The 12,866-nt window shown below is 38.1% G+C and carries 14 protein-coding genes; 11 read left to right on the top strand and 3 right to left on the bottom strand.

Annotated features, from left to right (window positions below; translation table 11 throughout):
* The first annotated feature begins 82 nt into the window (after positions 1 to 82).
* The 6 genes from ACFX4G_RS25130 to ACFX4G_RS25105 all read left to right on the top strand — a co-directional run bounded on the left by ACFX4G_RS25130 (position 83) and on the right by ACFX4G_RS25105 (position 6,288).
* A complete protein-coding gene (locus ACFX4G_RS25130) occupies positions 83 to 1,462 on the top strand; it encodes a sucrose-specific PTS transporter subunit IIBC (RefSeq protein ID WP_116514644.1) in 1,380 nt (459 codons plus the stop codon).
* A 505-nt stretch (positions 1,463 to 1,967) separates the two neighbouring features.
* Positions 1,968 to 2,786: a membrane protein insertase YidC gene (gene yidC / locus ACFX4G_RS25125; protein WP_043976640.1), complete on the top strand. Its 819-nt coding sequence runs from the start codon at positions 1,968 to 1,970 to the stop codon at positions 2,784 to 2,786.
* Between the two features lie 101 nt (positions 2,787 to 2,887).
* Entirely contained in the window at positions 2,888 to 4,093 is a 1,206-nt protein-coding gene (locus tag ACFX4G_RS25120; RefSeq protein ID WP_377577713.1) for a TolB family protein, read from the top strand.
* A 35-nt stretch (positions 4,094 to 4,128) separates the two neighbouring features.
* Entirely contained in the window at positions 4,129 to 4,638 is a 510-nt protein-coding gene (locus ACFX4G_RS25115; RefSeq protein ID WP_377577710.1) for a GNAT family N-acetyltransferase, read from the top strand.
* Positions 4,639 to 4,757: 119 nt separating this feature from the next.
* Positions 4,758 to 5,600, top strand: a complete 843-nt coding sequence (locus tag ACFX4G_RS25110; protein ID WP_043976644.1) for an ATP-binding cassette domain-containing protein — start codon at positions 4,758 to 4,760, stop codon at positions 5,598 to 5,600.
* A gap of 1 nt (position 5,601) precedes the next feature.
* A complete protein-coding gene (locus ACFX4G_RS25105; protein ID WP_377577707.1) occupies positions 5,602 to 6,288 on the top strand; it encodes an ABC transporter permease in 687 nt (228 codons plus the stop codon).
* A 27-nt stretch (positions 6,289 to 6,315) separates the two neighbouring features.
* Here the strand turns inward: ACFX4G_RS25105 and ACFX4G_RS25100 are convergent, their stop codons facing one another.
* The 3 genes from ACFX4G_RS25100 to ACFX4G_RS25090 all read right to left on the bottom strand — a co-directional run bounded on the left by ACFX4G_RS25100 (position 6,316) and on the right by ACFX4G_RS25090 (position 8,692).
* Complete coding sequence (locus tag ACFX4G_RS25100; RefSeq protein ID WP_097824446.1) at positions 6,316 to 7,134, bottom strand: glycerophosphodiester phosphodiesterase family protein; 819 nt, start codon at positions 7,132 to 7,134, stop codon at positions 6,316 to 6,318.
* A 128-nt stretch (positions 7,135 to 7,262) separates the two neighbouring features.
* A complete protein-coding gene (locus ACFX4G_RS25095; protein ID WP_097824445.1) occupies positions 7,263 to 7,886 on the bottom strand; it encodes a class F sortase in 624 nt (207 codons plus the stop codon).
* Positions 7,883 to 8,692, bottom strand: coding sequence for a DUF4397 domain-containing protein (locus ACFX4G_RS25090; protein WP_043976651.1), 810 nt, complete (start codon positions 8,690 to 8,692; stop codon positions 7,883 to 7,885). The genes ACFX4G_RS25095 and ACFX4G_RS25090 overlap by 4 nt, the downstream gene beginning before the upstream one ends.
* A 258-nt stretch (positions 8,693 to 8,950) precedes the next feature.
* On the opposite strand from ACFX4G_RS25090, the gene ACFX4G_RS25085 reads away from it, so the two are divergent.
* From ACFX4G_RS25085 to ACFX4G_RS25065, 5 genes are all read left to right on the top strand, one after another.
* Positions 8,951 to 9,841 carry a YitT family protein gene (locus ACFX4G_RS25085; protein WP_013058693.1) on the top strand — a complete coding sequence of 297 codons (891 nt, stop codon included), beginning with the start codon at positions 8,951 to 8,953 and terminating at the stop codon, positions 9,839 to 9,841.
* A 223-nt stretch (positions 9,842 to 10,064) separates the two neighbouring features.
* Positions 10,065 to 10,820, top strand: a complete 756-nt coding sequence (locus tag ACFX4G_RS25080) for an alpha/beta family hydrolase (protein WP_322552377.1) — start codon at positions 10,065 to 10,067, stop codon at positions 10,818 to 10,820.
* Between the two features lie 105 nt (positions 10,821 to 10,925).
* On the top strand, positions 10,926 to 11,294 hold the full coding sequence (locus ACFX4G_RS25075; RefSeq protein WP_013058691.1) for a GntR family transcriptional regulator: 369 nt from the start codon (positions 10,926 to 10,928) through the stop codon (positions 11,292 to 11,294).
* The gene (locus ACFX4G_RS25070) at positions 11,291 to 12,160 is read left to right on the top strand and encodes an ABC transporter ATP-binding protein (protein WP_097824442.1); all 870 of its coding nucleotides are present in this window, start codon (positions 11,291 to 11,293) and stop codon (positions 12,158 to 12,160) included. Before ACFX4G_RS25075 ends, ACFX4G_RS25070 begins: the two co-directional genes overlap by 4 nt.
* Positions 12,160 to 12,855 carry a hypothetical protein gene (locus tag ACFX4G_RS25065; protein WP_043976658.1) on the top strand — a complete coding sequence of 232 codons (696 nt, stop codon included), beginning with the start codon at positions 12,160 to 12,162 and terminating at the stop codon, positions 12,853 to 12,855. Before ACFX4G_RS25070 ends, ACFX4G_RS25065 begins: the two co-directional genes overlap by 1 nt.
* Positions 12,856 to 12,866: the final 11 nt, after the last annotated feature.

Genomic DNA, 12,866 nt, shown 5'->3' with positions numbered 1-12,866 from the left:
TGCGCATGAAGGACAAGTATGTCTTTTATAAGCGTATTTTAGGTCTTGCTTTTTTTATGACATACAACAAGGAGGAAGTAAGATGGACGTAAAAGAAATTGCTAAAAAGCTTGTTCCGCTTTTAGGAGGAAAAGAAAATATTGCTAGTGCGCAGCACTGTGCTACGCGTTTGCGCCTCGTTATTCGAGATGAAAGCAAAATCGATCAAAAAGGTTTAGATGAAATAGAAGATGTAAAAGGGGCTTTTTCAAATTCAGGACAGTTTCAAATCATTTTTGGAACCGGTCTCGTTAATAAAATCCACGCTGCTTTTGTGAAAGAATTAGGTGCTGACGAGGCTGCTGCCCCAGCGGATCATCAAGAAGAAATGAAAAAGAAAATGAACCCATTTGCCCGTTTTGCCCGCATGCTTTCCAATATTTTTGTTCCGATTATTCCAGCCATTGTAGCCAGTGGTTTACTAATGGGGCTGCTCGGGATGATGAAAGCGTTCCACTGGGTCTCAGAAGATAGCGCGTTATTTGTGTTATTGGATATGTTCTCAGGCGCAGCATTTATCATTTTACCGATTTTAATCGGGTTTTCAGCTGCAAAAGAATTCGGTTCAAATCCTTATCTAGGAGCGGTTATCGGAGGGATCTTAACGCATCCGATGTTATTAAATCCGTGGACATTAGCAGATGCTAAGCCGGAATATATGGATTTGTTTGGCTTAAGTATTCCGCTGATCGGCTATCAAGGTACGGTCGTTCCGATTTTATTGGCTATCTACGTCATGAGTAAAATTGAAAAGGGACTCCGGAAAATTGTGCCGAATTCGGTTGATTTACTTGTTACGCCTTTTTTAACGGTTATTATCACAGGCTTTGTGTCACTTGTGTTTATTGGCCCTTTCGGTCGCTATATTGGAGATTTAATTTCGATCAGCCTTCAGTCTCTATACGATGTAGCCGGAGTGTTTGCAGGAATTTTGTTTGGTGGCTTGTACTCAACTATTGTATTAACAGGTTTGCAGCATAGTTTTCATGCTATTGAAGCAGGACTGCTTGCTAATCCGAAGATTGGCGTTAACTTCTTACTTCCTATTTGGGCCTGCGCGAATGTGGCGCAAGGAGGAGCAGGGCTGGCTGTTTACTTTAAGACGAAAAATGCCAAAACGAAAAAAATTGCGATTCCAGCGGCTATTTCTTCCTTCTTAGGAATTACAGAACCGATTATTTTCGGCGTCAACTTAAGACTTCGCAAGCCGTTTATTGCTGCGGCTATAGGCGGAGCAGCCGGAGGAGGCTATGTTGTACTTATGCACGTAGTAGCCAATGCCTACGGACTCACAGGTATTCCAATGATGGCCATTGCTGCGCCGCTTGGTATGAGCAATTTAATTCACTATATAATCGGCATGATTATTTCTGTAGGTGTAGCATTCGGCGTTACGTGGTTCATGAAACTAAAAGAAGACTGAGAAGCAGCGGTAAGCATACGAGAATAAATAATGGTATTAGATTTGCTCATCATATTTTATGGTGAGCAAATTTTGTGTCGTAAATATGAAACTTTTTAAAAAGTAATACGTAGAACAGTCAAAGAGATAAGTTGATGTTGTGTAACAGGAACGTAAATGCTACACTACATATATTGGATTGTACTATTATAGTCAGAAAGAGAGCTGGCACATGGAATTTTATCACGATCTTTTTCTATATGCGCCGTATTTATCTGCTTTCGTTTTATACATCCTTTGTTATTATATGCTTCGTGAAGCTAGGTTTACGGCTTTTCATGCGGAACCTGTCACCGACCATGTGAATGCAGGGATTGATCCTTCAGTATTAACAATATGGAAAAGACGAAATGTATTTATACATGTGTATAGAAAAACACCAGTTAAAGAGAAGAATAATGATGAAGAAGATCCTTTCCTTCTGAAAAACACTTCATACATTTAGTCATTATTAGGAGGAAAGAATATGAAAAGAAATAAAAAATTATTATTGCTTGGTTTAATGGGAGCGCTTCTTTTAGCTCTAGCCGGCTGTAGCAGTACAAAAACACCGGTCACGGCTACAAGCGGCGGATTCTGGGATCATTATTTTGTTTACCCTTTATCTATGGCATTAACGAAAATTGCTGAGTGGGCAGGCGGAAGCTATGGTCTGTCTATTATTATTGCGACGTTTATCATTCGTTTAGTTCTATTGCCGCTTATTTTAAAACAGCAAAAGAGCACGATGGCTATGCAAGCACTTCGTCCAGAGATGGAAAAGATTCAAAAGAAATATGCTGGTAAAAAAGATCCTGAAACACAGCAAAAGCAGCAAAAAGAAATGATGCAGCTTTACCAAACGCATAAAATTAATCCGGTTGGCGGATGTTTGCCAATCTTTATTCAAATGCCTATTATTATCGCATTTTATAATGCCATTGCACGAACGCATGAAATTGCACAGCATTCATTCTTATGGGTAAGTTTAGGAAAGCCAGATCCTTACTTCATTTTACCGGTAGTTGCAGCGATTACGACATTCTTACAAATTCGTGTAAGTATGACGGATGAAATTCAACCTCCAATGAAAATGATGATGAACATTATGCCAATTTTCATCTTAGTAGCGGGAATTTCGCTTCCATCTGCTCTTGCATTATATTGGGTAATTGGTAACTTATTCGGAATTGGACAAGGTTACTACTTGAAAAAACGTATGAGCTTATTAAAAGAAAAAGATGCGGGTAATAATACAGCACAAGCTAAAACAAAACCATCACCAAAATCTAAGTCAAAATCATAATATACAAAAAGCGCAGCTATTCGCTGCGCTTTTTTATTTTTTCAAAAATGTGATGAGATGAGGAGATTTGTGTAACGCTATAAAAAAAGACAGGAGTGAACATGGTGAAAAAAATAGCGTTATGTCTGCTTTTTCTTATGTTGTTCCCTATGCAAATAAATGCTGCCAATACAGTGAAAGTCAGTTTTATACGGCAAGGAAACCTATGGGTATATGATAACGGTACCGAAAGGCAGTTATCATATGCCCGTCATGCCTCTATGCCTCAATGGTCATCACATGGAGATATGGTTGCTTATGCAGAAAATGATTCTTTAATGATTGCACCGTTAAAAGGAAAACCGCTACTTGCTGAACATGATGTGACTCATTATCAATGGTCACCGGTTGTTGAGGAACTTGCGTACATTTCGAATGGAATCTTAGTATATTACAACGTTAAAACGCATGAAAAGAAGCGTGTAGCCGTAGGGGTTGATCAGTTTTCATGGTTTCCAGAAGGAGATCGATTTTTAATTACGTCAGCTGCTGCGCTGGCGCCGACGGGATGGGGGCCGGTAAAGCTATATACAGTGAGCAAATATGCAGGGTTAGATGTAAAAAAAGTGGAGGCTTTTACGACGCTCCCGGCAGAAAATGATTCGTTTTTTGCGTATACAACAAGCAGCTTCAAATGGTCTCCTAACGGTCAATGGATTAGTTTTATCGCTATTCCAACGGCTTCGATGTCTGCAGATGCAAATAAGCTGTGCATCATTACAAAAGAAGGGAAAGCTTTTCAAGTAGTGGGAGATATGCTTAATGTACCTAATTGGTTTAAGTGGAGTAATGAAGAGCAAGTACTGGCATTTATTAATGGAGAAGGAAGGTTTGCTACTGAAAATAAAAAGTTCACTTTAAAAGAGATGCCGGTTTTTAAAGAACATGTGTTTACTCCAAAAGGCTTCGCAGATTGGGATTTTACTTGGACAGAAAAAGATAACATCATCATTTCACGTGTGCCCGAAGCAGGGTGGTCGAATGATGAAAAAAAGAGGCCACTGCCTTTTTTGTATAGCATGGACGTAAAGACCAATAAGCAAAGTCAGTTCACATTTCCACAAAAAGGCTTAGGAGATTATGTGCCTGTTTATCATAAAGCAGCGAATCAAACGATGTGGATTCGTACAAATCGAAAACAAGCAAATCTTTTAACACGCCTAAAAGATACGAAAAATGATAAGGTGCTTATTTCAGGCTTAGACTTGCCGGGAAATTATTATGAGCTGTATCGGTGGAATGAAGTATTTAGCGTGTACAACCCTTAATAGCTAATTAAAACATAAGAAACTAAGGTGAAAAAATGAATATACGATTGTTGGTAAAAGAAGACGCTGACATGTACTTTGAACTCCGGCTTCGTGCTTTAAAAGATCATCCCGAAAGTTTTATTTTAAGTTATGAAGAAGAATATGAAAAAGAAATTGCTGACATCCGAAATTATTTTCCGAGCAGCCAATCAGAATTTGTAGTAGGAGCTTTTATGGAAAAACAGCTTGTGGGGATCGTAGGGTTTCAGCAGCAAAAGCCTTTAAAAGTTCAGCATAAGGGAGATATTTGGGGGATGTACGTAGCCCCTGAAGCAAGGGGGAAAGGTCTTGGAAAGAAGCTGTTAAAAACAGCTGTTGAACAAGCTTTTTCAAAAACAAATGTTTTGCAAATCTACCTAGCCGTTGCTGCTAAAAATGAAGGAGCAAAAGCCCTATACAAAAGCCTCGGTTTTACTTCTTATGCGTATGAAAAAAGAGCTCTTCAAGTAGATGGTGAATTTATTGATGAAGAGCATATGGTATTGTGTATGAAAAGCCTTTGATCATATCAAAGGCTTTTTTGTGCGGGAAAAATTTAGCTGAAACGTATAGAGATGGAAGCACATTCCCCATAAATATGCTATGATTTAACATATAGGATTATGGAGAGGCGAGGCAGCAGATGGAAAAACTGATTGAATTAAAAAATGTTGCAAAAGTATACAAAAAACATACCGTATTAGAAAACATTCACACGACCCTTTATAAAGGAGAGACTGTGGCGATTGTTGGAAAAAACGGTGCGGGAAAAAGTACGTTTTTAAAGCTAATTGGCGGATTATCTAAACCGACTAAAGGGACAGTTCACCTTCATAAAGAAACCGGTACGCCTGGATTTGTGGTGGAACAATTTCCTCAGGAGCTGCGTTTTACGCTAGCAGGTTATTTGCAGCACATGGGACGAATTCAAGGATTGTCTAAGAAAAAGCGCAGCTCTAGAATTGAAGAGCTGCTCGAAACTTTCGAAATGGTAGAGTTTAGACATGAAGAAATCATTTCTTTTTCAAAAGGAATGAAGCAAAAAGTCAACATGATGCAAGCGCTGCTGAGTTCGTCTAAGCTGCTATTGCTTGATGAACCTCTATCAGGATTAGATGCTCGTGCTCAGCTAGAAGTAGAACGAATTTTTACAAAGCTCAAAGAACGAGGGATGACCATTGTATTTACGTGTCATGAAGAAAGGCTCATTCATGCTGTAGCTGATCGTGTTATCACCATTGGCTCACAGCGCATTTTAAAAAATGAGCGCGTTCAACTCATTGAGCATTTAACGGTTATTGAGGCAAATGTCATTCTCAATAAGCCGCTTCGCTTATTAAAAGAAAAGTGCACGAAAATTGAACAGCATGGAAACTACTGGATTTTTTATATAGATAAAAAATATGTAAACGAGTTTCTTGCAGAATTGCTTGCTGTTCAAGCTGAAGTTGTAAAGCTATATCATATGGAAAGGGAAGAAATTTAAGATGGGTGCATTGATTCGCTATCATTTTATTACATACATTAAATCGTATCGATATATTCCGCCGCTTGCACTTTATATTATTTCGTTGTGTATGAACTATACATATAGACCGAACCCGGTGCTTGATAGCTTTTTTAATACGGCACTTTTCCTCTTTTTTCTAACCACTTGGTTTACGATGTCGCTGTTTCACGCGGAAGATTCCAGTCAAGAAGTTATTACAAAACTTCACGTAGGGAAAAAGAACAAGTACTTTATGAGCAAGCTTATTAGCTGTATGCTGCTGTTTACATTTTTATCAGCGGTTTCCATTGCTTATCCTGTGCTCCTTGATATGTTTGAAGTGGACATATCCACTAAGCAAATGGTGTTTGGGTTTATTATTCACTGGACGTTTAGTTTGCTTGGTATGAGCATAGGCCTTATTTTCACAAGAGATGTTGTAAGAGAAGGCAGCTTATCGTGGTTTGGGCCTCTATTTATTTTAATCGTTACGCTTGCAGCGGCAGGCGTTTCATTTCCGTATCAAGGAGGGGGACTGCTGCTGTATGTTTTGCCGCCCGTATCTGCAATCATTCAATTTATTAACGAAGGATTAAATAAATTTTTGGTGTTTGGCTGGGCTTTGCTTTATGCCATAGCATTAATTAGCCTGTACTTGTGGAGAGCGAATAGAAGAGATGTATAAAGAATAAACACTTGCCGCGGCAAGTGTTTATTTATTATGAAGCACGTTATAAAGGCGATCCGGGTAATTAGTAAACATGCCGGTTACGCCCCACTCGATAAGCATTCTCATTTGCTTTTCATCATTTACGGTATAAGGATGAACGTCTAAATCATATGAGCGAGCTTTTTGTACATATGGTTTTGTCAGCGTGTTTGCGTTCGGACCGATGCCGTTCGCGTACGTTTTGATTTGTCTGAACTGCTGATCTGTTAACATATTGGTTTGCTTAGAACGAATCAGTTGAATTAGTTTCATAGTAGGTCGGTATCGATGGACGGTTTTTAAGCTTTCAGGACTAAATGATTGTACAATGACGTGATTGGTATGAATGTTGTACTTAGCCATCAGCGTCAGCAATTCCTTTTCCATACCTGGATATTCATGAGGAGATTTTGTTTCAATATAATAGTTTGTTCGATTGCCAAACGTAAGGAATATTTCTTCTAAAGTTGGAATGACGGCTTTTTTATTACCTTTTCCTGCGTTCAAACGCTGAAGCTGCTTCACTGTATACTGTTTTACATATCCTGTTCCATTTGTCGTTCGGTCAACTTTGTAGTCATGAATTGCTACAAGCTGCTGATCTTTAGACATATGAAGATCAAGTTCAATGTAATCCGCTTTTTGCTGAACGGCTGCGAGATAAGATTGCATCGTATGCTCTGGCTCATAACCTGATGCGCCTCGATGAGCAATAATGGCTACTTTTTCTGCTTGAGTAGAAGCTGCCTGCGTATGTATAAACATAAAAATACCGCATAAACAAAGAGTGAGTGAGCTTACAAACCACCATTTTCGTCTCATATCAAAACTCCTTTTTATTGAGGGGTCGTGCATTAGTTTACTAGCGAGATGTTGTGTTCATATTAAGGCTGTGTAAATATTTAAATAAAACGAACGAGTATGTAATTAAAAGTAATAAACGCCGATGTTTAGTGAGAAACATCGGCTGTTTTTTCCGGGCGGAGGCTTGTATAAATAACGAGCCTGCGCTCATGAGTTTTCTGTTTATGATCAAATGTTCCCGTACAGGTGATTAAATTAAGCTGGTGTTGAAAAGTTGGACCGAAAATCTCTCTGATAGGAGCAGAATCTCGAGGGTAAGAAGCTTTATTGGTAACAACAAAGGTCAGCTGATCCCCTTGCTGATCGGTTACAAAAATTTCATCTCCTTTTGTGAGCTTGTCGAGATGATAGAAGATAGCGGGTCCTTTTTGATCATCAACATGTCCTGCAATGACCGCATTTCCTTCCTCTCCGGGTCTTGCTCCGAGCTTAAACCAAGCTACATCATAACCATTATCAGGAACGCTCATTTCACCTTGGTTAGTAAGGCCCATTCCTTTTATAAAAGCCTTGATATGAAGTTTCGGAATAATAAGCTGAGATGGAAGAGGCGTAGAAGCATTTCCTGAAGATTTCAAGGATTGAGCTGATTTTGTTTCAGCCATCTTCACAACAAAATCCGTCGAGCTGTTTGCAATTGCTGATTGGGCAAACCAGCTGCTCATGAATAGTATAAAAGAAAAGGTGAAAACCCCTCCTATCCATTTCATTCGCTTTCGTATCCTCTGTGACGACGAACAACAAATATAGCGACCGCTCCAATTCCTAATAAAGTAAGAACTGGCACAATTGAATTATAATTATCCTGTGAAGCACCGCCCATACCTGTTTTTGGCATTTCGGAAGGCATAGCCGTATTATCTTTTAATAAAAGCGTTTCAAGACTGTCGGCTTTGTTAATAGCGAGCACTGTGTAAACCGTGTTGGCTTCTAAATTAAGGTTTGGGATGTCCAGTACTTTTTTATTGTCTTGACTAGTTGTAATGGTCAAATCATAGGTTCCGGCATCTACTTCAGAATAGTTTGTCATTTGTTTAAAAGCAGTGTCTTTAAACAAAGTAGGGCCGTGATTAATACCTACATCAACAGCAGGAGCGTCTGGAGAAAAGTGAGCAATTCGGATTTTACTCTTTCCTTTAGCTACGTTCATATCATCTTGAGCTACTTTTAATTCCAAGTGTGCAACTTGGTTAATAGCAGCAAGGGTATAGGCTTTGTTTGCTTCGACGGTTACATTAGTGGAAATGACAGGTTTTTCTTTTCCTTTTGTACCTATGGCATATACCTCTACTTTATGAGAACCTGCAGGTACCTTAAGGTAATCTGTCACATCTTTAAACGATGCGCCGACTACGATGCTTTGATTGTCCACATATATATCTACTTCAGGTGCATCAGGTGACGCATGGACAACTCGTATCATTGCCTCCTGCACAGCTGCAGAAGTGAAATTATCTGAAAAAGCTAGCAATAAAACTGCGAGTAAAGAAGCAGCAATAATCTTTACACGGTTCATAACGTTTTACTCTCCTTTTAATCTAAGTTTGTCCTGTTAGTCCCGTATGAAAAGTGGTGGGCATGCATTCACTTTTGAACGTACTCGGGCATTTATTCACTTGTTATCATCTACAATTTTATCCAATATATGCATAATTTATTTCATTAGATGAAATTTTTGTAAAAGAGCAGGTAAATAGTTTGAATTTTGTGATAATATTAAAATAAGGATTTGGTTAGTAGCTGATGTCTCTATCATAAAAGGAGGGGAAGTTATGTGCTGCAAACGAATCATGAAATAAAAAAGGTTGTTCATCGTTCGCTATCAGCTAAAATGATTGTAAAGCGCATGCTGTTTATTTTAGTGGGAGCCCTTTTAATGGCCGTCGGGCTAGAATTTTTTCTTGTCCCTAATGAGGTTATTGACGGTGGAATTGTAGGTATATCTATTATTTTATCCCACTTAACGGATGTTCAAATCGGCTTTTATATCTTCGTATTAAATCTTCCATTCTTTTTCATTGGCTATAAGCAAATTGGAAAAACATTTGCGCTATCTACGCTTTTAGGTGTTATCATTCTATCCATTGCTACCTCTATTTTTCACGACTTACCGGTCTTAACAGGTGACCCTCTTTTAGCCACTGTGTTTGGCGGAATTGTTCTCGGTGTGGGAGTAGGAATTGTTATTCGGTACGGAGGTTCGCTAGATGGCACCGAGATATTAGCTATTTTATTTAATAAGCGTACGCCTTTCTCCGTAGGTGAGACGATTATGTTTTTTAATTTATTTATTTTGGGAAGTGCCGGTTTTGTATTTGGCTGGGATCGCGCTATGTATTCTTTAATGGCTTACTTCATTGCTTTTAAAACGATTGATATTGTGATTCAAGGTTTAGATGAGTCTAAGTCAGCTTGGATTATCAGCGAACAATATGAACAAATTGGTGAAGCAATTCTTGCTCGTTTAGGGAGAGGCGTCACGTATTTAAATGGGGAAGGGGCGTATACGGGAGATGATAAAAAAGTCATTTTTTGTGTGATTACCAGGCTTGAAGAAGCAAAGCTAAAAGCGATTATCGATGAGATAGATCCATCTGCTTTTTTTGCTGTAGCAGCTATTGCTGAAGTTAGAGGAGGGAGGTTTAAGAAACGAGATATTCATTAGTGAAAGTTGTCTGCTAATGAGGCTGTCCCGTTATTACATGTAGCAGCCTTTTTAAATTTCTCTCTTTGTTTCGAGTATATGGAATGGTTTATGTCGCTTCTGCTGCGTCCTGCTTTGGGCATATCGAACTTCTCTTTTTTCTTGTATATCTTTAAAACAAACATGTAAAATGTCTAAAAGATATAAAAAGAGTACATAGTAAAAAACAGAAAGAGGGAGTGACATGAAAAAAACGTTAAAAATAGTAGGAGTCGGTCTTGCGGTTCTTGTTGCAGTAACCGTGGCTTTTTTTGTCATATGGTCAGGTTTTGATTATGAACCTTCAAAGGAGCTTCACTCACTAGTAGATGAGAAAAAAGTAGTGAAGAAAGACGATTATTACGTATTTAAGCCTCAAACGAACAAAGAGATAAAAGCCGGCTATATTATTTATCAAGGTGCTAAAGTAGAGCCGTTAGCATATGGCTATTATGCTCAGCAAATTGCAAATGAAGGATATCTTGTTGCTGTTGTAGATTCTCCGTTTAATATGAGTTTTTTTAGTCAAAATAAAGCGACGGATATTGTGAAAAGCTATCCGAAGATTTCCGCATGGTTTATCGGAGGGCATTCCCTTGGAGGAGTGAGTGCAGCCTCTTATGCGTATGATCATCAAAACTCAATAAAAGGCTTAGTTCTTTTAGCATCGTATCCGATGAATAAAAATAATTTTTCAACTTCCACTTATCCTATTTTGTCTTTAACCGGTGAGAAAGATGGTTTGTCGACGCCTGAAAAAATTAAAGAAACCAAGCATTTACTTTCAAAAAATACGGAGCTGGTCCAAGTAAAAGGAGCTAATCACGCACAGTTTGGAATGTACGGGAAACAAAAAGGCGATAACAAAGCCAGTATTTCCCCTAAAGAGCAGCAGGATGAGCTGGTAAAAAGAACGGTCAAGTGGTTAAACAGTCAAATAAAAAAGTCCGTCAGTAACTAACTGACGGACTTTTTTTCTTTTTTTGGAAATAACACTTGAAAAAATAACCAGTTAGTTATATAGTTAGTTACATGAGTAATGAACCACTTAAGTGAGGTAGTAAAAATGAAACAATCATTAGATCATCAGCGACCAATTTTTCAACAAATTAAAGAAACCATCGAAGAGAATATTTTGAATGATGCTTTTCCAGAAGAAGAAAGAGTACCGTCTACGAATGAATTTGCCAAAATGTATCGCATTAACCCTGCAACAGCAGCTAAAGGAATTAATCAGCTAGTTGACCACGGAATATTGTATAAAAAGAGAGGGATAGGGATGTTTGTATGTGCGGGCGCCAAAGAAGTATTGCTTACACAAAGAAAAGAAGAATTTTATAACCGTTTTATTGTTCCCCTGAAAAAAGAAGCACAGCATTTGGGGATTACGGTAAACGAGTTAAAAGAGCTGTTAGACAAGGGGGAAATAAAATGAATATAGAAGCGCAGCTGTTAAATAAATGCTATGGATCTAAACAAGTGTTAAAAGACATTTCACTTACGCTAGCAAAAAATAAAATATACGGGTTACTAGGTAGAAATGGAGCGGGCAAAACGACTCTGATGCAAATTGTAGCCGGGCATATTCCAGTTACGACAGGAGAGGTAAAAGTGGGCAATCAATCTCCATTTGAAAACCGCTCTGTCTTGCAAAACATCTGCTTAATTAACGAAAGCGGAAATTTCAAAAAAACATTAAAAATCAAAGACGTGTTAAAAATTGCGTCACTTTTTTATCCTTACTGGAGCGAAGAAGCTGCTGAGAGGCTTATGGAAGAGTTCGATTTAGATTGTAATATGAAAGTGAAAGCATTATCTAAAGGTATGGAATCAGCATTAGGAATTATTGTTGGGCTATCTTCCCGAACGAGCATCACAATCTTTGATGAACCTTATATTGGACTTGATGCTGCGATGCGAGCGCGTTTTTATGAGCTTCTATTGGATGAATATGAAGAATATCCACGCACGTTCATTATCTCAACGCATTTAATTGATGAGGTAAGTAATTTATTTGAAGAAGTACTCATTATGCAAAAAGGAAAGCTGATTCTTCAGGATACGGCAGAAAATTTGCAGCAGCGCTGTGTAAGTGTGAAAGGACCTAAAAGTCAAATTGAAGAATATGAAAAAGGAAAGCAAGTAATCCATGAACAAGTATTCGGAGGAGAGAAAAAAATAGTCCTCTTTAATGAAGATATTTATGCTGAGGAGCTTGTCGACAGTTCATTTCATATAGAAGCTGTTCATATACAGGATATTATGATTTATCTTACAGCAAATCGTGGAGGTGTAGCGTAATGAAAGGACAGTTTGCCGCCATTAGTTATTCACTCTACGTTGAACTAAAGTATTTAATGATTCGCTTTTGGACGATTCTGTTAGCTTTTGTTGTAGTAGATATTTTAGTGTTCAGTCAGGTGAATGAGCATCTTCTATTAGTAACAAGTATGCCGCAGTACATCTTTTCAGGTATTGTAAGTTTTATTATCATTCGAAAAAGTTTTTCCTTTTGCTTAAAGTTAGGAGCTACTCGTAAAGCATATCTTTTAACGATGACCTGTGTTTTTGCTTTATTTGCAATTGTAATGTCCCTTATCAATGTTGTCATCATGAGCATTTCCATAAAGGTGATTAATAGTTTGAATTTAATGAATGTTCAGCTTTATTATGCGAGCGATTTTATCTTTCATGACCCTACTGTCACTGTTCACTTTTTAACGGACGCTGTATTTATTTTTTTTGTTACAGCAGCATCGTGTTTGCTCGGCAGCATCGTTTACAAATTCGGGCAAACAGGAGGGATGATCACCGGTGCTGTTTTAATTTTACTGTTTACGATTCCAGTGACAAAAGAACCGGTTATTCATTTTATAAAAAGCTTTTCGAACGGGTCGTTGTTACTTACATTCGGAACAATGGTTATCGTAAGCTTCTTATTCTTTCTTATCAACTGGCTGTTTTTAAAAAAAGCGTCTCCTGTCCATCAAGCCTAATAAAAAAAGCA

The sequence above is a fragment of the Priestia sp. YIM B13486 genome (assembly GCF_042787865.1).
Taxonomy (GTDB): Bacteria; Bacillota; Bacilli; order Bacillales; family Bacillaceae_H; genus Priestia; species Priestia megaterium.
This window is presented reverse-complemented; position numbering and strand designations above follow the sequence as displayed.